The organism is Streptomyces sp. NPDC020845, assembly GCF_044334165.1.
In the GTDB taxonomy this organism is placed as follows: domain Bacteria; phylum Actinomycetota; class Actinomycetes; order Streptomycetales; family Streptomycetaceae; genus Streptomyces.
On the sequence record NZ_JBIRSJ010000001.1, the window covers coordinates 242,757 to 263,130 of the forward strand.

Sequence of the window (20,374 nt, forward strand, 5' to 3'; positions counted from 1 at the left end):
CGCGGTTTGTTCAGGCCGATACCGTTGCTCGAAGCCGCGCCGCCAGTACCGGACCGATGACCGCAAGCGCCTCGGGCCCGGTCATGGCTCCGTGTGCGACGGGTACGTCGGTCACGTCGATGGCCCCGGCTACGTAGGGGCGCCACGCATCCGGAGTCGGCCATCCGTCCCTTCTGTCCAGCGCGGCGGAGAAGAAGAGCAGATCACCACGGAAGACGCGGGCACTGATCGCCCCGGACAGGGCGACATGGGTGGCGAACACCTGCGGGAGCAGCGCGAGCGCCCGTGCCGGGAGAAGCGAGAGCGGGCTGCCCGGCTCCGCCGCGAGACTGAGAAACCGTTCCTCGTCGATGTTGATGTCGATATCGGGCGAACGGTCATCAACTGCGGCCTGCTCGGTGCCCTCGCCCGCGGCGCCTCTCGACGCCGGCAGCATGCCCACCGAGTCCAGAAGAGCGCCGAGACCGGATGTCTCGTCCGTCAGCTCCTCCGGTGTGACCGGATAGCCGTCGAGTACGGCGACAAGCCCGACCTCATCGCCTTCCGACTGCAGCCGGGCGGCGATCTCCTGCGCCACACCGCCTCCGAAGGACCAGCCGACGAGGTGGTACGGACCGGTGGACCGCACCTTCCGCATCTGCCGGATGTAGGTCTCGGCGATCTCCACGAGGCTGCTGGGGCGCTCGGTCGGGTCGGAGAGCATCGGCGACTGGAGGACGTAGAGCGGAGTGTCGGCGTCCAGATACCTCAGCAGACCCGAATAGACCCAGCCGATGCCGACCGCCGGGTGGATACAGAACACCGGAGGTTTATGACCGTCGGCGCGCAGTGGCAACATCACCGCCAGCGGATCAGCCGCCTCGATGGCGCCCGCACCGACCGTGTCGGAGTCGATGAGCGCGGCCAGCCCGGCGACTGTGGGCGTGTTGAACAGCGTACGGATGCCGAGTTCCACGGCTCGTCCGGTCCGGATGCGGCTGATCAGCCGGGCCGCGAGGAGGGAGTGGCCTCCCAGATCGAAGAAGCTCTCCTCCGCCCCGATGCGATTCGCGTCCACCCCCAGTACCTCGGCGAACAGCTGCGCCAGCCATGCTTCTGTTGGTGTGGCAGCCGTGCGGCTCGATCCGGCCACCGCGTACTCGGGTGCTGGAAGCGCCCGGCGGTCCAGTTTGCCGTTCGGTGTGAGGGGCAGCTGTTCGAGGACCATGACTACGGAGGGCACCATGAACTCCGGCAGCCGCGCGGCCAGCGTGGCCCGCACACTCTTCGCGTCGACTGCCGTGCCTGCTGCCGGCACCACATAGCCCACCAGCCGCTGGTCCCCGGGGCGGTCCTCCCGCGCCACCACCGCGGCCTGGGCCACTTCGGCGCAGGCCATCATCGCGGCCTCCACCTCACCGGGTTCGATACGGAAGCCCCGCACCTTCACCTGATCGTCGGTGCGGCCCATGTACTCCAGCACCCCATCGGCCGACCACCGGGCCAGATCGCCCGTCCGGTACATCCGCGTGCCCGCAGGCCCCCACGGACACGCGACAAAGCGTTCGGCGGACAGCCCGGCCCGCCCCAGATACCCCCGAGCCAGCTGCGCACCGGCGATATACAGCTCGCCCACGACACCCGGCAGCACCGGTCGCAACTCCGCATCCAGCACGAACATCCGCGTATTCGCCACCGGACGACCGATCGGCACCGTCGCCCCATCAGTGTGGAGCGGTGTGGACCGCCAATGCGTCACGTCCACCGATGCTTCCGTCGGCCCGTAGAGGTTGTGGAGCTCGGCACCCAGGGTTGAGTGGAACCTCCTGGCCAGGTCGCCCGACAGAGCCTCACCGCTGCAGAAGACCCGCCGCAGCCCCGTACAGCCTCGCGCCGCGTCATGCTGAAGAAAGACCTCGAGCATCGACGGTACGAAGTGGAGCGTGGTGACCGCCTTCCGCTGGATCAGCGACGCCAGGTAACCCGGGTCTTTGTGCCCCTCCGGCTTGGCCAGGACGAGCGTGGCTCCCACGGCCAGCGGCCAGAAGAACTCCCACACCGAGACGTCGAAGCTCGACGTCGTCTTCTGCAGCACTCGGTCGTCGGAGTCCAGACCGTACTGGTCCTGCATCCACACCAGTCGGTTGACGATGCCTGAATGCGGCACGACCACGCCTTTGGGACGGCCGGTTGAACCCGAGGTGTAGATGACATAAGCGAGGCTCCGCGGGTCGATCTCCCTCGGCGAGGGCAGTCGCACAGCGGCCGGCACCTGCTGTGTGCTCAGCGAGTCATACGTTCCCTCATCGATGACCAGCACTGGCTGGGCGTCTTCGAGGAGGAAGTCGATGCGGTCCTGCGGATAGGACGGGTCGATCGGCATATACGCCGCCCCCGCCTTGTGAATCGCGTAGAGCGCGACAACCAGCTCGACGGAGCGGGGCAGCTTGACCGCGACGATCCGTTCTGGGCCGACCCCTCGGAGGATGAGGCAGCGGGCGAGTTGGTTGGCCCGCTCGTCGAGTTGGCGGTAGGTGAGTGTGTGGTTGTCGTGGATGAGTGCGGTGTGTTCGGGGGTGCGGGCGGCCTGCTTCTCGAACAGTGCGGGCAGGGTGGTGGGCGGGTACGTGCGGGTGGTGTTGTTCCATGCCGCCAGCTGGGCTTGTTGCGCTGCGGGGTCGGTCAGGGGGAGGTCACTCAGGCGGAGCTCGGGTTGGGCGCTGGCGGTGTTCAGGAGCAGGGTGAAGGCTTGTGCGAGGCGGTCTGCGGTGGCTTGGTCGTAGAGGTCTGTTGCGTATTCGAGTGCTCCGTGGATGCCGGTTGGGTGGCCTTGTGGGTCGAAGGTTTCTTCCAGTTCGGCGAACAGGTCGAATTTCGCATTACGTGCGGTGATGGGTTCTGGCGCTGTGCGTATCGGGCCCAGTTCCAGTACGGGGCGTGCGTTGTTCTGGAGGACCAGCATGACCTGGAACAGCGGGTGTCGGCCCGCGGTCCGTGTCGGGTTCAGGTCTTCGACGACTCGCTCGAAGGGCACGTCCTGGTGTTCGTACGCTGCCAGGTCCACTTCGCGTACGCGGTCCAGGAGTTCGGCGAATGTCGGGTTTCCGCTCGTGTCTGTCCGTAGGACCAGGGTGTTCACGAAGAACCCGACCAGGTCCTCCAGGGACTCATCGGTGCGGCCCGCGGTCACCGAGCCCACCGGTACGTCCGTCCCGGCTCCGATGCGGGTCAGCAGGGCCACCAGTGCCGTATGCAGCACCATGAACACGCTCGCGCCCCGCTCCCGGGCCATACGCTCCACCCGCGTATGCACCTCAGCGTCGAGGGACAGTCCGACCGTCGCCCCCCGGAACGACCCCACCGCGGGCCGCGGACGATCAGACGGCAGCGCCAACTCCTCAGGAGCCCCCTCCAAGGCCTTTCGCCAATAGGCCAATTGGGAATTCACTACGCTCGCCGGATCCTCGGATGACCCCAGCAGCTCCTGCTGCCACAACGTGTAGTCCGCGTACTGGGTCGGCATCGCATCCCACCCCGGACGCTCGCCCGAGACTCTGGCTTGGTACGCCTTTCCGAGATCGCGTAGCAACGGCCCCACCGACCAGCCGTCACTGGCGATGTGGTGCAACAGCAGCACCAGCACGCACTCGCCGGATGATGCCTCTTGGAACAGCCAGGCCCGCACCGGAACCTCCGCCGCGAGATCGAAGCAGTACCCTTCTGCTTCCCTCACCGCCCCCTCAAGCTCACCGGCGGCCACTTCGACCACCGACAGTCGCGCCACCGCCTGGCCGATCTCCTGATACGGCTCTCCCGCAAACACCGGATACCGGGTCCGCAGCACCTCATGCCGGCCCGCCACGTCGGCCAGCGCGGCCCGCAGCGCGGCCTCATCCACCGCGCCGTTCAGCCGCATCCGCAGCGGAGTGTTGTACGTCGAGCTCGGCCCCTCCAGCTCCCGCAGAAACCACATCCGCCGCTGTGCGAACGACAACGGCAACCGTTCGGGACGCACCCGCCCACCCACCACCGGACGCCCACCCGAAACCCCCGCACCACCTGTCCCGGAGTCGATGAGCGCGGCCAGGCCGGCGACTGTGGGCGTGTTGAACAGCGTACGGATGCCGAGTTCCACGGCTCGTCCGGTGCGGATGCGGCTGATCAGCCGGGCCGCGAGGAGGGAGTGGCCTCCCAGATCGAAGAAGCTCTCCTCCGCCCCGATGCGATTCGCGTCCACCCCCAGTACCTCGGCGAACACTTCCGCCAGCCATGCTTCTGTTGGTGTGGCAGCCGTGCGGCTCGACCCGGCCACCGCGTACTCCGGTGCTGGAAGCGCCCGCCGGTCCAGCTTTCCGTTCGGCGTCAACGGCAGTCGCTCGAGGACCATGACCACCGACGGCACCATGAACTCCGGCAGCCGGGCGGCCAACGCGCTACGCACGCCCACCCCGTCGACCGCCACCCCCGCTGACGCCACCACGTACCCCACCAGCCGCCGGTCCCCGGGTCGGTCCTCCCGCGCTACCACCGCGGCCTGGACCACTCCGGCGCAGGCCATCAACGCGGCCTCCACCTCGCCCGGCTCGATACGGAAACCCCGCACCTTCACCTGGTCATCGGCTCGACCCACATACTCCAGCACCCCATCGGCCGACCACCGCGCCAGATCGCCCGTCCGGTACATCCGCCCACCCGCGGCCCCCCACGGACACGCCACAAAACGCTCGGCGGACAGTCCAGCCCGCCCCAGATACCCCCGAGCCAGCTGAGCACCCGCGATATACAACTCGCCCACCACACCCGGCAGCACCGGCCGCAACTCCGCATCCAGCACGAACATCCGCGTATTCGCCACCGGACGACCGATCGGGGATGCCGCGTCGGCGCTCTGCGTCCACCAAGTGCTGGCGTACACCGTCGCCTCGGTGGGGCCGTAGGCGTTCATCAGCCGACGGGCCGACAGCGCCTTTCTGATGTGGGTCGCCACCGCTGCGGGCAGCCCCTCACCAGCGAGCACAACGGTCTCCGCCGTCACATCGACATCGGAGTGCGCGATGACACCGGCCAGGGCGGACGGGACGGCGCTGATCAAGCTGACATGGCGATGTGCGTCGGAGCCACGGTCGGCGAGGTCCAACAGGTCGTGCAGGATCTCGATGGTGCCGCCGCATATGAGCGGAGCAAACATCTCGATGACCGATACGTCGAAGTTGAACGACGTGGTGAGCAGCACATGCGCCAGGCCCTCCGCACCGAATTCATCGACGGCCCAGCGCACGAAGTTGGTGGCATTGGCATGGGTGACGACAACGCCCTTGGGGCGGCCGGTGGAACCCGAGGTGTAGATGACGTAGGCAGAGTTGCCCGGCCTCAGCTCGCGCACACGGTGGGCGTCAGTCGGAGTCGTGGTCGGCCGGTCCGCGAGGGCATCGGCGAAGGCCGCGTCGTCCAGAAGCTGGATCGACGCGGACGCTCCGCGTGGGAGAGCCGAGGCTGCGCCCCGTGTCGACAGGATCAGTAATGGCCGAGTGTCTTCGAGGAGGTAGTCGATGCGGTCCTGCGGATAGGACGGGTCGATCGGCACATACGCTGCCCCCGCCTTCAGCACAGCGAACACAGCCACGATCGCCAGCTCGGTACGGGGCAGCGCGAGGGCGACACGGTCCTCCGGACCCACGCCCAGCGAGAGCAGATGATGGGCGAGTTGGTTGGCCCGCTCGTCGAGTTGGCGGTAGGTGAGTGTGTGGTTGTCGTGGATGAGTGCGGTGTGTTCGGGGGTGCGGGCGGCCTGTTCCTCGAACAGTGCGGGCAGGGTGGTGGGCGGGTACGTGCGGGTGGTGTTGTTCCATGCCGCCAGCTGGGCTTGTTGCGCTGCGGGGTCGGTCAGGGGGAGGTCACTCAGGCGGAGCTCGGGTTGGGCGCTGGCGGTGTTCAGGAGCAGGGTGAAGGCTTGTGCGAGGCGGTCTGCGGTGGCTTGGTCGTAGAGGTCTGTTGCGTATTCGAGTGCTCCGTGGATGCCGGTTGGGTGGCCTTGTGGGTCGAAGGTTTCTTCCAGTTCGGCGAACAGGTCGAATTTCGCATTACGTGCGGTGATGGGTTCGGGCGCTGTGCGTATCGGGCCCAGTTCCAGTACGGGGCGTGCGTTGTTCTGGAGGACCAGCATGACCTGGAACAGCGGGTGTCGGCCCGCGGTCCGTGTCGGGTTCAGTTCTTCGACGACTCGCTCGAAGGGCACGTCCTGGTGTTCGTACGCTGCCAGGTCCACCTCGCGTACGCGGTCCAGGAGTTCGGCGAATGTCGGGTTTCCGCTCGTGTCTGTCCGTAGGACCAGGGTGTTCACGAAGAACCCGACCAGGTCCTCCAGGGACTCATCGGTGCGGCCCGCGGTCACCGAGCCCACCGGTACGTCCGTCCCGGCTCCGATGCGGGTCAGCAGGGCCACCAGTGCCGTATGCAGCACCATGAACACGCTCGCGCCCCGCTCCCGGGCCATACGCTCCACCCGCGTATGCACCTCAGCGTCGAGGGACAGTCCGACCGTCGCCCCCCGGAACGACCCCACCGCGGGCCGCGGACGATCAGACGGCAGCGCCAACTCCTCAGGAGCCCCCTCCAACACCGCACGCCAGTAGTCAAGTTGGGTGCTGGTCATACTCGCCGCGTCATTCTGCGAGCCCAGCAGCTCCCGCTGCCACAACGTGTAATCCGCGTACTGCACCGGCAACGCGTCCCACACCGGAGGCTCGCCCGCCACCCTCGCTTGGTAGGCCCTTCCTAGGTCGCGTAGTAACGGCCCCACCGACCAGCCGTCACTGGCGATGTGGTGCAACAGGAACAGCAACACCCCTGTGCCCGACCCCGCCTCCCGGAACAGCCAGGCCCGCACCGGAACCTCCGCCGCGAGATCGAAGCAGTACCCTTCTGCCTCCCTCACCGCCCCCTCAAGCCCACCAACCGCCACCTCTACCACCGACAGTCGCGCCACCGCCTGGCCGATCTCCTGATACGGCTCTCCCGCAAACACCGGATACCGGGTCCGCAGCACCTCATGCCGGCCCGCCACGTCGGCCAGCGCGGCCCGCAGCGCGGCCTCATCCACCGCGCCGTTCAGCCGCATCCGCAGCGGAGTGTTGTACGTCGAGCTCGGCCCCTCCAGCTCCCGCAGAAACCACATCCGCCGCTGCGCGAACGACAACGGCAACCGCTCGGGACGCACCCGCCCACCCACCACCGGACGCCCACCCGAAACCCCCGCACCACCTGTCCCGGAGTCCATCAACAACGCCAGCCCAGCCACCGTCGGCGCGTTGAACAACGCACGGATGCCCAGCTCCACGCCCCGCCCGGCTCGGATACGACTGATCAACCGGGCCGCCAGCAGAGAATGTCCGCCCAGATCGAAGAAGCTCTCCTCCGCCCCGACCCGAGACGCATCGACTCCCAGCACCTCGCCGAACAACCCCGCCAGCCACACCTCCGTCGGTGTCGCAGCCCCCCGGCCCGACCTCGGCGCATACTCCGGCACCGGAAGCGCCCGCCGGTTCAGCTTCCCGTTCGGCGTCAACGGCATCCGCTCCAGCACCATGACCACCGACGGCACCATGAACTCCGGCAAGCGCGCCGCCAACGTGGCACGCACACTCGCCCGGTCGACCACCACCCCCGCCGCCGGCACCACATACCCCACCAGCCGCCGGTCCCCGGGTCGGTCCTCCCGCGCCACCACCGCGGCCTGGACCACTCCGGCGCAGGCCATCAACGCGGCCTCCACCTCACCCGGCTCGATACGGAAACCCCGCACCTTCACCTGATCATCGGCACGACCCACATACTCCAGCACCCCATCGGCCGACCACCGCGCCAGATCGCCCGTCCGGTACATCCGCCCACCCGCGGCCCCCCACGGACACGCCACAAAACGCTCCGCCGACAGCCCGGCCCGCCCCAGATACCCCCGAGCCAGCCCGACTCCGGTCGCGTACAGCTCGCCGGTCTCGCCCTTCGCGACCGGCTGGAGATCGGCGTCGAGGATCAGCACATGCTTGTTGGCGATCGGACGTCCAATGGGGAGCGAGGACGCCTGTGCGTCCTCCGGGGCCACCACATGGCAGGTGGTGAAGCCCATGCTCTCGGCCGGGCCGTAGCCGTTGACGACGCGCAGTCCCGGATATCTGCGGCCGATCTTGGTGACGTGTGCCACGGATGCCGCCTCGCCGCCGGTGAAGGCGATCCGTACGCCGTCGTACGCCTGCGGGTACTCGTCGACGAGGAAGTTGAAGAGGCTCGCGGACAGCTGGAGCATGGTGATCCCGTGCTCGGCCACGGCATCGGCGATGAGTGCGGGTTCCGCCTCGGAGCTGGGCAGCAGGACACAGCGGGCGCCGAAGAGAAGCGCGCCCCACAGTTCGAGGGCGAAGGCGTCCCAGGAGATGGACGAACACTGGAGGAACACCTGCTCGGGACCGAAGTCCGCATAGTCCTGGCCGAGGTAGGTGCCGACGAGCGCCTGGTGCGAGGAGGCGATTCCCTTCGGGGTGCCGGTCGACCCCGAGGTGAACATCACGCAGGCCACGTGTTCGGCCGACGCGGTTCGGCCCAGGTCTGCGTCCGGCTGCGCGTCGAGCGCTGCCCGTACGCCCGGGAGGTCGATCAGGACGACCTCAGGTCCCGCAGCGGGAGGGCCGGACACCAGCGGGGGCAGACCGGCGCGGCTGATCAGCAGCGCGGTCTCCGATGTGGCCAGCGCCGTACGCAGCCGCTCCTCGGGGAAACCGGGGTCCAGCAGGGTGTAGCCGCCGCCGGCCTTGAGGACGGCGAGCAGCGCCACCACCATCTCCAGCGAGCGCTCCAGGTGGATGCCGACCACCGCCCCGGGCCGCACCCCCGACCGCACGAGGTGGCGGGCCAGGCGGTTGGCCCGGCGGTTGAGTTCCGCGTAGGAGAGGGTGTCGCCGCGGTGGATCAGAGCGATGGAGTCGGGCGTCGACCGCGCCTGTTCTTCGAAGAGTTCGTGCAGGGTCTGCTCAAACGGATTCGTCATGGAGGCTTCTCTGCTCGTCATGACCGGGGCGAGCCGCCGGATCGGGCGTGGGCCAGACGTCCTCCCGCCCCACGGCCCGCGGGCTGTATTTCCCGAGCGCGCTGATCAGCAGCCGCAGTTCCAGGGCCAGACAGGCGACGAACCGCTCCAGGCCGCTCTCGGTGTCCTCGTCGACCGCGAGCAGGGCGGCCCGGCCGAGGCCGACCGCGGTGGCGCCGAGCGCGATGGCCTTGACCGCTCGGGTGCCCTCCCATATACGGCCGCTGGCCAGCAGGTCCCCGGCGGGGGACCCGATGCGGTGCAGGCATTCGACCAGTGGCAGTCCGACACCGTCGAGGAAGGCCAGGGGCGCCCAGCCGGTGCCTCCCTCCGCACCGTCGACGGTGACCGCGTCCGCCCCGGCCCGCCACGCCACCGTGGCGGCCTGCGCGACATCCCGGCCGGGGTGGAGCTTCACCCAGATCCGTGCCTGCGGATAGTTGTTGCGCAGCAGCCGGACCTGTTGGCGCAGGATCTCCTCGGTGAACGTGCCGGGGCTGCTGCTGCGCAGATACGACAGCGAGGCGCCCTCGGTATCCCCGCCCGTCGCCGTTTCCGCCGCTGTGGGGCCGGCCGCCCCGGGGCCGAACACCGCGTCGAGCTCATAGTGATCCCTGAGCTGTTCGGCGGTCGAGCGATCCACCACCGTCATCCCACCGAGACCGGGTTTCGCCCCCTGCCCGACCTTCAGCTCGAAGGCCAGCCTGCCGGTCTCGACCAGGGGCTGGGCGGCCGGGTCGCTGTAGACGAGGTTCCACACCTCGGCGTCGGCGTCCTCGGTGCACTGCTGTACGACGACACCTCCGTACCCCTCCGGAACCTCCTGGACGTAGGCGCTGATGCGGGCCAACAGCGATGCGCTGTCCGGGGTCTGCGCGAGTCGGCCGTAGCCGTTGACGGGGACGATGTTCTCGCCGATCACCATTGGCAGTCCCAGCCTGGCGGCCTGGCGGCTCAGCGGTACGCCCAGGTCGCCACTGGCCGCCCGGGTGGAGCCGAAGGCCGTGATGAACACCGGCAGCGGGGAGCGGAACCCTCCGATGGCGCTGTCGAGCGCGACGTCCTGGTAGACGGGCTCGCGGCCGAGCTCGACCAGCTTCTCCAGGCGCTGCGGCATGAAGACGGGAGGTACGAGCCGCAGCGTGTCGAGGGCGTCGTGCCCTCGGCCGGCCGTCTGCCCCGTCGCCTCCTGCCTCGTCGCCTCCTGCCTCGTCGCCTCCTGGCCCGTCGCCCCGAACAGCCGTCGCCCGTACGACGCCCGCGGCGGGAAGGCCGCCTCGCGACCGACGCGGGCACGCTCGCGGATGGCCTCCTCGGGCAGCCCCGGAGCGCTCAGCCGCGTCATGGGGCCATCACCCCGGGCAGTTTCGGGAAGGCGCTGGCCTGCCACACCGAGTGCAGTCCGGCCGCATAGCGCGTCAGGCGCTGAGCGCCGAGGCCGAAACCGGCGCTCTGCGGGATGCCGCCCTCTTTGAACGTCTTGAGATACCACTCGTACTTCGCGGGATTCTCGCCGGTCTCCCGCATCCGTTCGATGACCCGGGTGTAGTCGCCCTCGCGTTCGCTGCCGCTGCACAGTTCGCCGTAGCCCTCGGGAGCCACCAGGTCGAAGTTGCGGAGCCGGCCGGGGAGGGTACGGCTCTCGCGGTCGGGGAAGCCGCGGGAGCCCTTCGGGTAGTCGGTGATGAAGAACGGGCGGGTGTGCTGCCGTGAGATCAGCGCCTCGCCCTCCCAGTCGATCTCCCCGTCGGGATTCTGCTCATGGCCCAGCTTGTGCAGGGTCTCCACCACGTCCATATGCCGGATACTGGGGAACGACTGCTCCAGGAGATCGGTGAGGGCCCCCGGATCGCGTCCCAACTCATCGAGCACATGGGGGAGTTGCTTGATGACGCGCCGCAGCGCGCCGCGTACGACGCCCTGGCAGATCTCCAGCATCTCCTCGCGCGAGGTGTCCGCCGCCTCGACGTCGATCTGGTGGAACTCGGTCAGGTGGCGCAGGGTCGAGGAGGTCGTGAACGGCTCCAGCCGGACGCAGGGCGCGATGTAGAAGATCTTGGGATGGGCCAGCAGGGCGGCTTGTTTATAGAAGATGACGCTGGTCATCAGCTTGTAGCGGCGACCGTAGTAGTCGATGTCGACCTGTTTGGCGCCACGGCAGCCGGGGTCGGTGACCGGGCCGACGACCGGCGGCAGCAGCTCGACGAAGCCTTCGTCGCACAGGTATTCCCGGGCGCCCTGGAGCAGGGCGCTCTGGATGAGCAGCATGTTCCTGGTGGTGGCGGAGGTGAGGTGTTCATGCGGCTGCGGAGGCACGAAGGCCTGTTCCTGTCCGGCCGTGGGCGACGGGTTGAGGGGCATGTTCATTCCTTTGCGGACATGGCGGACTGGGTTGGCTGGACGGGCAGCGATTCCCGTTGCGACGCCGGGCAGTCGAACCTTCTCTGCTCCCCACTGAGGATCCTCGTGGCCAATTACGCGATAGGGACAGCAATTTCAAGAAAGTACCGGCAGCACCGCGCGGCCAAGGGGCAGTTGCAGGGGAAGATTGACCGGCAGATTCAACGCCCTTGACCGGCTGGATCGCACCGCCTAGGGTCACCTCCATGCCTTTTTCCGGCCCGCTTTCCTATGGGCAGATCTCACTGTGGCGCGACATCCAGAGACTTCCTCGATCCCGTTGGCACGAGGTCAACATTTCGGCGGTCTGGGAATTGCCCGAGGGGACCGGTCCGGCAGCCGTCAAGGATGCCCTGAAGGGGCTGGCTCACCACCATCCTTCCCTGCGTACGACATACGACCTCAGCGATCCCAACAATCCCGTTCAGCTGGTTCATGAACCGGATTCACTGTCCGGTCTCAATGTGTCGGAAGAGGCCGCTGACGATATACAGGAGACCGCCCGCCGCATGGCGGCCGCGCCCTTCGACCTGACCCGTGAGTTTGGGTGGCGAGGCCGCGTCATCCGCCGCTCCGGAGTGGCAACGCACCTCGTATTCACGCACCATCACCTGGCGGCGGACAACTGGTCCCAGGGGATCCTCAGGGAGGAATTCCAAAAGGCCCTGGCCGATCCCGGATCCCTATCCGACCGGGCGGATTCCTATAGCTTGATCACCATGGCCGAGGAGCAGCGGGGCGATGCTTTCAAGGCCCGGCGCACCGCGGCCGAACGGCACTGGGAGAAGGTACTCGCCGCCTCGGCCGAGCTCCCGGAGCCCCGCTCCACCTCGACCGAACGCCCATCTCATGTGGTGCAGGGCGCCGTTCGGTCGACAGCGGCGCAGACGGCGGCCCAGCAGCTGGCGGACCGGCTCTCCCTTCCGAAGGCGTCCGTGCTTCTGACCGCCTACACAAGGGCGGTGGCCCGGGTGTGCGGGCTGCCTTCGGTGCCACTTCGGCTCCAGTCGTCGAATCGCGGCAACGCCCGTTGGGGAAGCTATGTGACCTCGATGAACCAATGGGCCGCCGGCTGTCTGGACGCCGACCCGGGCGCCGACTTCGGGGAGCTCGCACAGGCCGTCAACAAAGCCGCGTTCCTGGCGTACCGTATGGGCATTTACGATCCCGATTCGATCCGTCTTATCAAGCAGCGATTCCCCTCCGTCAGTGTCGACCCCGAACCGGTGTGGGCATTCAACTACATGATCCGCCCGGCGGTTGGAGTGGCGGACGCGGAGGAAAGTGATGTGCCGGTGGTGAAGTGGGACCAGCAGGTCTCGGCGATCGGCCCCAAATTCCACACCCGCTTCATCGAAGACGGTTCAGCGGCACTGACCATCTGGCTCCGGGGCAGGCAGGTGGGCGAGGAGCTGGTGTCGGAATTGCTGCTGGGAATTCATGAGGTGCTGGTGTCGGAGGCGCGCGAGCTACGGAACGGGCCACGGACCGGGAAACGGTAACCCCGAGAGGGGGCGAAGCTGCCCTCCAATCTGCCGATGAAACTGCCGATCGGAGATAGGCGACTCAAGTAGCTTGCTGAGCGACAACATATCACCCTCTCACGCATATACCGGTTCACTGCTATGAATGGCATCGAGGTCCCTCAGTGAGTTCTGCTGCGTTCAACTCGGATACCTGCGCCGTGCCCGACGAGCGGTTACTGGCTGCCTGGCTGGATATGACGGAACTCCCTCCCGTCCCACGGCTCGAGGTGGAGGAACCGCGGAGCCAGGGGCTGCGGCAGGCGGTGCGGGTGGTGACCGACGCGCTTCTCGGCCGGCCCGCGCAGGAGGGGCGCCAGGTGCCGTCGGCCGGGGCCATCTATCCGTACGACGTCCTGGTGCTGGTGGACGAGGGTGACCGCCCGGGGGACTCGCCGGGGCCCGCGCTGTTCTGGATGGACCTGCTGCGCCGTACCTGTGTGCGCCTGGGCGGACCGGCCACGCGCCTGGGGCAGCTGCTGCGGCCGGCGGGGCTGCCGGACGGCGGGGAGCCGGTGGCGCATGTCATCCTCCTGGCCCGGCCCTGGTTGTCGATGCGCAAGTACGGCTCGCGCGGCTATCTCTACACGCAGCTGGACACGGGACACGCGGCCACGAACCTGCTCGGTACCGCGCTCCAGGACGGACCGGCCGTGCTGCGGCTGCACGGCCCTCGCGCCGAGATCCGGGCCGCCGTCGCACCCTGGCTGCCCCACCGCGAGGTGCACTCCATCGTCACGATCGGCCGGCCGCACACATTTGGCGAGAGCGGCGACTGGGCGACGTTCCGGATGGCGGGCGACGACGACCCCGCGGGCACCGGCCAACTGGAGGGGGTGTGCTGGTCGGGGCTTTCGGCGGCGGTGTACGACAGCTCGCAGCCGTTCGCCGCGTCCACACTGCTCCACACCGCCGCCCCCGTGGCCACCGGGCTGCGCCCTTCGGCCTCCGGGGGCATCCCGCTCGCACAGTGGCGTGAGGCATCCCGGCGCCGACAGTCCTGTAAGCGGTTCTCCGGGGACACGCCCGAACCGCACGGACTTCTGCGCACGCTGGGGGCACTGGACACCCCGCTTCCGGCCGATCTGGCCGAAGCCACGCCGGATCGGGGAGTGCGCGCGACGCTTCTGCTGCACGACGGGACCACGGCAAAGGCGTGCTCGGAAGCCCTGCGCGGCAGCCGCATCGGCGTGACCGTGCCGGACCGCTTCCGCGATCTGGACCTGCTGGTCCGCTCCTGCATGGGCCAGGCCAACGCACGGGTCGCGGCCGGGTTCGTGCTGTTCCACATCCCCCGCGACGAGCTCTTCTCCGGTGGCCCGCGCGATCTGCGCGACGCCGTGTTCCGCGCCTCGTGCGGCGCGCATCTGCTCTATCTCGGCGCCGGACGGAACTCCGTGGCCATCACCACCATCGGCGGCTACGACCCCGATCTGTGGCGCGAGTTCGCCGGCCTGTCGGCCGGGGACGAGCCCTTGTACCTGCTGGCGCTCGGCGTCGACCAGGCCGGCTCGATCAAACACGACCGCGCCCAAGTCGCGTACGCGCACGGCGAATAGGCCACCCAATCGGACCACGGACTCGGAGGAACGACATGCCCGGGGTGCTGAACCAGGTCTACACCGACCTCCTGACACAGCACGCGGACCGACTCGCCGTCGCCGACACACAGCGTCGGCTGACGTACGCCGAACTCGACACGGCCGCCGCGGAGTTCCGCACCGAGTTCGACGGCTGGTGGAGCGAGGCGGTGGCACGAGGTGGGACACGTCCGCGCGTCGTCATCCTCGCCGCCAACTCGGCCTCGTACGTCGTCGCCTATGTGGGCCTGCTGCGCGCCGGCGCCCTGCCCTTCCTGCTCGACCCCGCCCTGGCCCCGGAGGAGGTCCGTGCCGTCGTCGCCGGCTGCGGCATCGACGCGGTCGTCCACGACCGCCCCCTCCACCCGGGAATCGAACCGTCCGGCTCCGTCACCTCCGGCGGCTACGCGCTCACCCGTACGGCCCCGGGCGTGGGAGAGCCGACGGTGGATCGCCCCGAGCCGCTGGCCTCGACGGAGGTATGCCGCTTCACCTCCGGCTCGACCGGGTCGCCCAGCTGTATCGAATTCTCCGGTACGGCAGTGCACAACGCGGCCCTGTCCTGGCGCGACGCGACCGGTCTCGGCGCCGACGACCGCATTCTGTGCTTCGCCGGGCTCTTCAACGGGCTGGCGTTCAACACCTCGCTGCTGGCGGCCTTCCTCGCGGGCGCGGCGCTGTGGCTGCCGTCCGGTCTGCCCACCTCGGGACAGGTGATCCGCTTCCTGCGGGAGATACGGCCGACCCGGCTCACCGGCTTCCCCGCCCTGTACGAGTCCCTGCTGCGCCGCCCGGAGCCCATCCCCGAACTCGCCGAGCTGAAGGTCGCCCTCTCGTCGGCGGCGCCGCTCAAGCCCACGACGGCCGAGGAGCTGCGCACCCGGCACGGCCTCGCGGTGTGCAACTACTACGGTGTCGCCGAGACAGGGCCGCTGACCTTCGACCCCTTCCCGGCCCCGGCCCACGGCCAGGGCCGACCCCTGCCCGGAGTCGAGTTCGTCTTCGGCGACGGCACCGGCGCGACCGGCGAGATCCGGGTGCGCAGCACCTCCATGGGGTCGCGCTATCTGAACGCGCCCGGCGCCTTCGAGGCACGGCTGGACCGGGACGGCTTCTACGCCACCCACGACCTGGGCAGCCTGCGGGACGGCCGACTCCACCTCTCGGGCCGGGCCGGGTCCCGGCTGAACATCGGGGGGCGCAAGATCGACTCGGTGGAGGTGCGCCGCGTACTGCTCGCGTCCGGTGCCACGGAAGCGGTGGTCTTCGCCGTGGACAAGCGCAACGGCGATCCGATGCTCGCCGCCGTCGTCAGCGGCCCCGAGGGGCTGACCGAGGAGGCGCTGCGCGGCCGGTGCCTGGAACGGCTCGCTTCGTACAAGGTGCCCGAGCGTGTCGTGGTCGTGCCCGAGATCCCGACGACGGGCGTCGGCAAGCCGCGGATGAGCGCGGCGCGCGAGCTGTTCCACAAGGCCACCGATTCCGCTGTCACTTCCTGACTTCCTGAGGGAGATCACCCATGCCCGACGACCAGACCCTCGCCCGCCGCGTCGCCCAACTGGTAGAGGAGGCCAGCGAGGGCACGCTCAGCCCGGATTCCGCGCTCGCCGACGGCAAGACGCTGGCCGAGAAGGGGCTCTCCTCGCTGTCGTATCTGCGCCTGATCGACTCGATCGAGACCGAGTTCGGCATCTACGTCGATCTGGAGGGCGACACCACCTTTATGCAGACGATCCCCGGAATCGTGGAGTACATGGCCGCCGAAGGGATCGCAGGTGCCGCCTGACCAGCGGAGCGCGCCCGGGCCGGGGCTTCGGATCGGCGTGGTCGGCGCGACCGGCCGGCTCGGCTCACGGATCGTGGCCGAATGCGCCCTGCGCGACGTCCCGGTCGTGATGACCGCGCACAGTGGCGCGTGGAAGGCTGAGCAGCCGCCGACCGTGGTGATCGACGCGTCGCGGGGCGAGGTGCTTCCGCGTACGGCCGTGTACTGCCGGGAGACGGGCTCGTCGCTCATCGCCTGTGCCTCCGACATCGGTTCTGACGGCGACCCCCTGTTGGCGGAGCTCGCCGGATCGGTGACGGTGGTCCGCGCGGTCAACCTGTCGCTCGGCCACTGGCTCCAGGACCATCTGCTGGGCGTCGCGGGACGGCTCCTCCGCGCGTCGGCCATGCCGTTGCCATGCGTAAGCCTCCTGGAGCGGCACACCCGCGCCAAGCGGGACCGCCCCAGCGCGTCGGCGCGCTCCTTGGCCGCCACCTGGGAGGCGCACGCGGGTGGGGCGGCCGTGGACGAGGTGGCATCCTTCCGGGCCGGCCATCCGGTCAGCGAACACGCGGTGCAACTCGACTTCGCGCATGAGTCGTTGAGGCTGCACCACGACGTACGAGACCTGTCGGCGGCGGCACCTGGCGCGCTCGCCGTCGCCTCCTGGGCCCATGGCGCCCCTGCCGGTCTGGTCACGGTCAAGCAGGTCTACGACCGACTGTTCTTCGCGTCGACCCATGACACGGACCGCGAGCGACCGCCCGCCGTAGAACCGCCAGCCGTAGAACCGCCCGCCGCAGAATCGCCCGCCACGGAATCGCCCGCAACAGCATCGTCCTTCGCAGAAACGTGAGACATACGTGACCCAGCAAACCCCGGCCACGCTGCCGCCCCTCGCCCGTCGGCTGCGGGCCCATGTCGCCGTCGCGGCACGTTCACTGTCGCTGGGCGGCCATGACGACTTCAACCAGGGGCAGGTCTCCGCCCGGGCGCCCGGCGCGGACTACATGCTGATCAAGGGCGCGCTCAAGGGTTTCGACGAGTGCGTACCCGAAGACGTGATCGTCGCGCCGGTCGATCCCGCCGCACAGGCCCCCGCGCTGGCGCCCCCGGAGCTGGCGCTGCACCAAGCGGTGTACCGGGCGCGTCCCGATGTCAACGCGATCGTGCACAGCCACGCCCCGCACACCCTGGTGTTCGGGGCGACCGACCTGGCCCTGCGTGCCGTATCGCACGAGGGCGCCTATTTCGAGGGCCGGCTGCCCCGTTACACGCTGACCAGCAACACCATCCTCGACATTGCCACGGGGGAGCAGGTGGCCGACGCCCTCGGTGACAACCCGGCGGCACTGCTGCGCAACCACGGTGGCGTGATCGTCGGCAAGTCCATCAGACACGCGACGGTGCACGCGCACACCCTGGAGCGCGCCTGCCGCCTCCAGCTGATGGCCGAGCAGGTACCGGGCGGCTACCACTCCTCCTCACTCGAGGACGTGGACGGTAAACGGGCCTTCATCTACGCCGATCTCTCCGTCCGCTCCTACTGGGACCACGCCGTCGGACAGGTGAACCGCCGCTGGCCGGAAGCCGCCGACTGGCCGTCCCAGGCCGCCCGGGAGGCCGCGTGACCGGCCGCTCAGCCGCCGAGCAGCCCGAGGAGCAGCGGGAACTGTTCGCGCTCGTCGACGAGCTCGCCCGGGAGGAACTGGAGCCGCGGGCCGCCCGGTTCGAGGAGGACGGGCAGTTTCCCGAGGCCCTGGTGCGGCTCCTGGGGAAGCAGGGGCTGATGTCGCTGCCGTTCCCCGAGCAGTGGGGTGGCGGCGGGCAGAGCTACACCGTCTATCTGAGGGTGATCGAGCGGCTTGCCGGCAGCTGGCTGGCCGTCGCGGAGTCCGTCCACCTCCAGGTGCTGGCCTGCCACGGTCTGGCCCGGTTCGGAACGGACGGGCTGCGGGGAGAACTGCTGCCGCGCATGCTCAGCGGCGAACTCCTCGCCGCCAACTGCATGTCGGAGCCGGAAGCCGGCTCCGACCTGGGCGCCATGTCCACCAAGGCGGTCGCGGACGACGGCCACCACGTGATCTCGGGCACCAAGGCCTGGGTGAGCCACGCCGGTGTCGCCGATGTCTACAACGTGTACTGCCGCACCGGAGGATCCGCCCTGAGCGGGCTGTCCTGCTTCCTGGTCGACGCGGACTCCGAGGGCCTGCGCCCCTTGGCCCATGAGCGGAAAATGGGGGTGCGCTCACTGCCCACGGCACAGATCGCGTTCGACGGGGTACGGGTCCCCGACGAGCGCATGATCGGGCGCCGCAACCGGGGCATGCTCGTGGCCGCCCATGTCTTCGACCACGGCCGCCTCGGCATCTCGGCGTGTGCCGTGGGCCTCGCCCAGGCGGCACTCGACCACGCGGCCGCGTACGCCAAGGAACGCACCCAGTTCGGCAAGCCCGTCATCTCCTTCCAGGGCCTCTCCTTCCTGCTCGCCGACATGGCCACGCAGATCGCGGCGGCCCGCGCGCTGCTGTATTCGGTGGCCGCCCTCAAGGACCAGGGCAAACCCATCTCCGCCGAAGCCGCGAAGTGCAAGCTGTTCGCCACGGACACCGCCATGCGGGTCACGACCGACGCGGTCCAGGTGCTCGGCGGCTACGGCTACACCCAGGACTTCCCGGTCGAGCGCTGGATGCGAGAGGCGAAGCTCCTCCAGATCCTCGAGGGGACGAACCAGATCCAGCGAATCGCCATCGCCCAGTCCCTGTGACGACCTGTGAAGACCGCGACCGCCCCCTCCGTATCCTCCACATCTCAGAAGGACCATATGAACGACTTCATGCGCTTCGGCCTCTTCATGTCGCCCCTGCACCCCATCGGCGAAGACCCCAATCTGCTGATGCGCCGCGACCTCGGCTACGCCGAACTGGCCGATGAGCTCAACTACGACGAGCTGTGGGTCGGCGAACACCACTCCAACGGCTGGGCCACCATCGGCTCCCCGGAAATCCTCCTGGCCGCAGCGGCCGAGCGCACCCGGCGAATCAAACTCGCCACCGGTGTCATGGCACTGCCGTACCACCATCCGTACATGGCGGCGGCGCGCGCGGCACAGCTCGACCAGCTGACCCGGGGCCGGTTCATCCTCGGTGTGGGCGCCGGCTCGCTCGCCTCGGACATGCATATGTTGTGCGTCGACCCCGCCGAGGCGCGCCGCCGCACCCAGGAGTCCCTGGAGACCATCGTCGAACTGCTGCGGGGCGAGACGGTGACGCGCGAGACGGACTGGTTCCGGCTCCAGGACGCTCGTATCCAGCACCGCTCCTTCGAACCGGGCGGTTTCGAGATCACCGTCAGCAGCGCCTCGTCGCCCTTCGGTATGCGGCTCGCCGGCCGTCTCGGGGTGAACGCGATGTCGCACGCCGCCCCACCGTGGGGGATGGTGCGCGCCGGGCACAGCCTGGGAATGGACAAACTGGCCGAACAGTGGGGCCACTTGGAGGCCGCGGCGGCCGAGGCAGGCCATACGGCGGACCGGTCGACATGGCGGCTCACCCTGCCCGTGCATGTGGCCGAGACCCGTGAGCAGGCGCTGGAGGACATCTACGCCGGATGGCTGCGGCAGCGCAACGAATACTGGGCGGGGACGCACGGTATGCCCATGGGGCGCAGCGAGGTCGGGGCGCGCAAAGCGTTCGAGGCGACCATCGAGGCCGGGGGGATCATCGCCGGTGGTGTCGAGGACTGCGTGGCCGCGATCCACAAGCTCCGTGACATCACGGGAGGCTTCGGCTGTTTGCTCAACTCGGTGACGGACTGGGCCGGCCCCGAGCGCACCCGCAAGAGCTTCGACCTGTTCGCCCGGTATGTGGCTCCCCGATTCAAGGGCTCCACCAAGGGTCTCCAGGAGTCGCAGTCCTGGGTCGCGTCACAGGCCGCCACGTTCCAGGAGCGGTTCAACGCGGCCCGCACCAAGGCGATGGCCACGAGGGCCGAAGCGCAGAACTGACCGCGGGTGGGACACGATCCGGCGGGCCATGCCATGCGTGGC

11 protein-coding genes are annotated in these 20,374 nt (G+C 69.0%); 8 read left to right on the top strand and 3 right to left on the bottom strand.

What is annotated here, in order from left to right:
- Nucleotides 1-10 precede the first annotated feature (10 nt).
- Genes ACH4U7_RS00875 through ACH4U7_RS00885 form a run of 3 tightly spaced genes read right to left on the bottom strand, consistent with a single transcriptional unit; the run spans nt 11 to nt 11,419 of the window.
- On the bottom strand, nt 11-9,019 hold the full coding sequence (locus tag ACH4U7_RS00875; protein ID WP_398525895.1) for an amino acid adenylation domain-containing protein: 9,009 nt from the start codon (nt 9,017-9,019) through the stop codon (nt 11-13).
- Nucleotides 9,003-10,403, bottom strand: a complete 1,401-nt coding sequence (locus tag ACH4U7_RS00880) for a glutamate synthase-related protein (protein ID WP_398525896.1) — start codon at nt 10,401-10,403, stop codon at nt 9,003-9,005. Before ACH4U7_RS00880 ends, ACH4U7_RS00875 begins: the two co-directional genes overlap by 17 nt.
- Nucleotides 10,400-11,419 (bottom strand): asparagine synthetase A, encoded by a 1,020-nt coding sequence (locus tag ACH4U7_RS00885; RefSeq protein ID WP_398525897.1) that lies wholly within the window; start codon nt 11,417-11,419, stop codon nt 10,400-10,402. Before ACH4U7_RS00885 ends, ACH4U7_RS00880 begins: the two co-directional genes overlap by 4 nt.
- Before the next feature lie 245 nt (nt 11,420-11,664).
- Here ACH4U7_RS00885 and ACH4U7_RS00890 point away from each other — a divergent pair, with 245 nt between their 5' ends.
- The 8 genes from ACH4U7_RS00890 to ACH4U7_RS00925 all read left to right on the top strand — a co-directional run bounded on the left by ACH4U7_RS00890 (nt 11,665) and on the right by ACH4U7_RS00925 (nt 20,332).
- Nucleotides 11,665-12,960: a condensation domain-containing protein gene (locus tag ACH4U7_RS00890; protein ID WP_398525898.1), complete on the top strand. Its 1,296-nt coding sequence runs from the start codon at nt 11,665-11,667 to the stop codon at nt 12,958-12,960.
- Between the two features lie 146 nt (nt 12,961-13,106).
- On the top strand, nt 13,107-14,540 hold the full coding sequence (locus ACH4U7_RS00895) for a hypothetical protein (protein WP_398525899.1): 1,434 nt from the start codon (nt 13,107-13,109) through the stop codon (nt 14,538-14,540).
- 35 nt (nt 14,541-14,575) lie between these two features.
- The gene (locus ACH4U7_RS00900; RefSeq protein ID WP_398525900.1) at nt 14,576-16,060 is read left to right on the top strand and encodes a class I adenylate-forming enzyme family protein; all 1,485 of its coding nucleotides are present in this window, start codon (nt 14,576-14,578) and stop codon (nt 16,058-16,060) included.
- A 20-nt stretch (nt 16,061-16,080) separates the two neighbouring features.
- Entirely contained in the window at nt 16,081-16,347 is a 267-nt protein-coding gene (locus tag ACH4U7_RS00905; RefSeq protein WP_398525901.1) for an acyl carrier protein, read from the top strand.
- Complete coding sequence (locus ACH4U7_RS00910) at nt 16,337-17,182, top strand: dihydrodipicolinate reductase C-terminal domain-containing protein (RefSeq protein WP_398525902.1); 846 nt, start codon at nt 16,337-16,339, stop codon at nt 17,180-17,182. Before ACH4U7_RS00905 ends, ACH4U7_RS00910 begins: the two co-directional genes overlap by 11 nt.
- Before the next feature lie 7 nt (nt 17,183-17,189).
- Entirely contained in the window at nt 17,190-17,957 is a 768-nt protein-coding gene (locus ACH4U7_RS00915) for a class II aldolase/adducin family protein (RefSeq protein ID WP_398525903.1), read from the top strand.
- Nucleotides 17,954-19,093 carry an acyl-CoA dehydrogenase family protein gene (locus ACH4U7_RS00920; RefSeq protein ID WP_398525904.1) on the top strand — a complete coding sequence of 380 codons (1,140 nt, stop codon included), beginning with the start codon at nt 17,954-17,956 and terminating at the stop codon, nt 19,091-19,093. Before ACH4U7_RS00915 ends, ACH4U7_RS00920 begins: the two co-directional genes overlap by 4 nt.
- Nucleotides 19,094-19,150: 57 nt before the next feature.
- A complete protein-coding gene (locus ACH4U7_RS00925; RefSeq protein WP_398525905.1) occupies nt 19,151-20,332 on the top strand; it encodes an LLM class flavin-dependent oxidoreductase in 1,182 nt (393 codons plus the stop codon).
- The last annotated feature ends 42 nt before the right edge of the window (nt 20,333-20,374 follow it).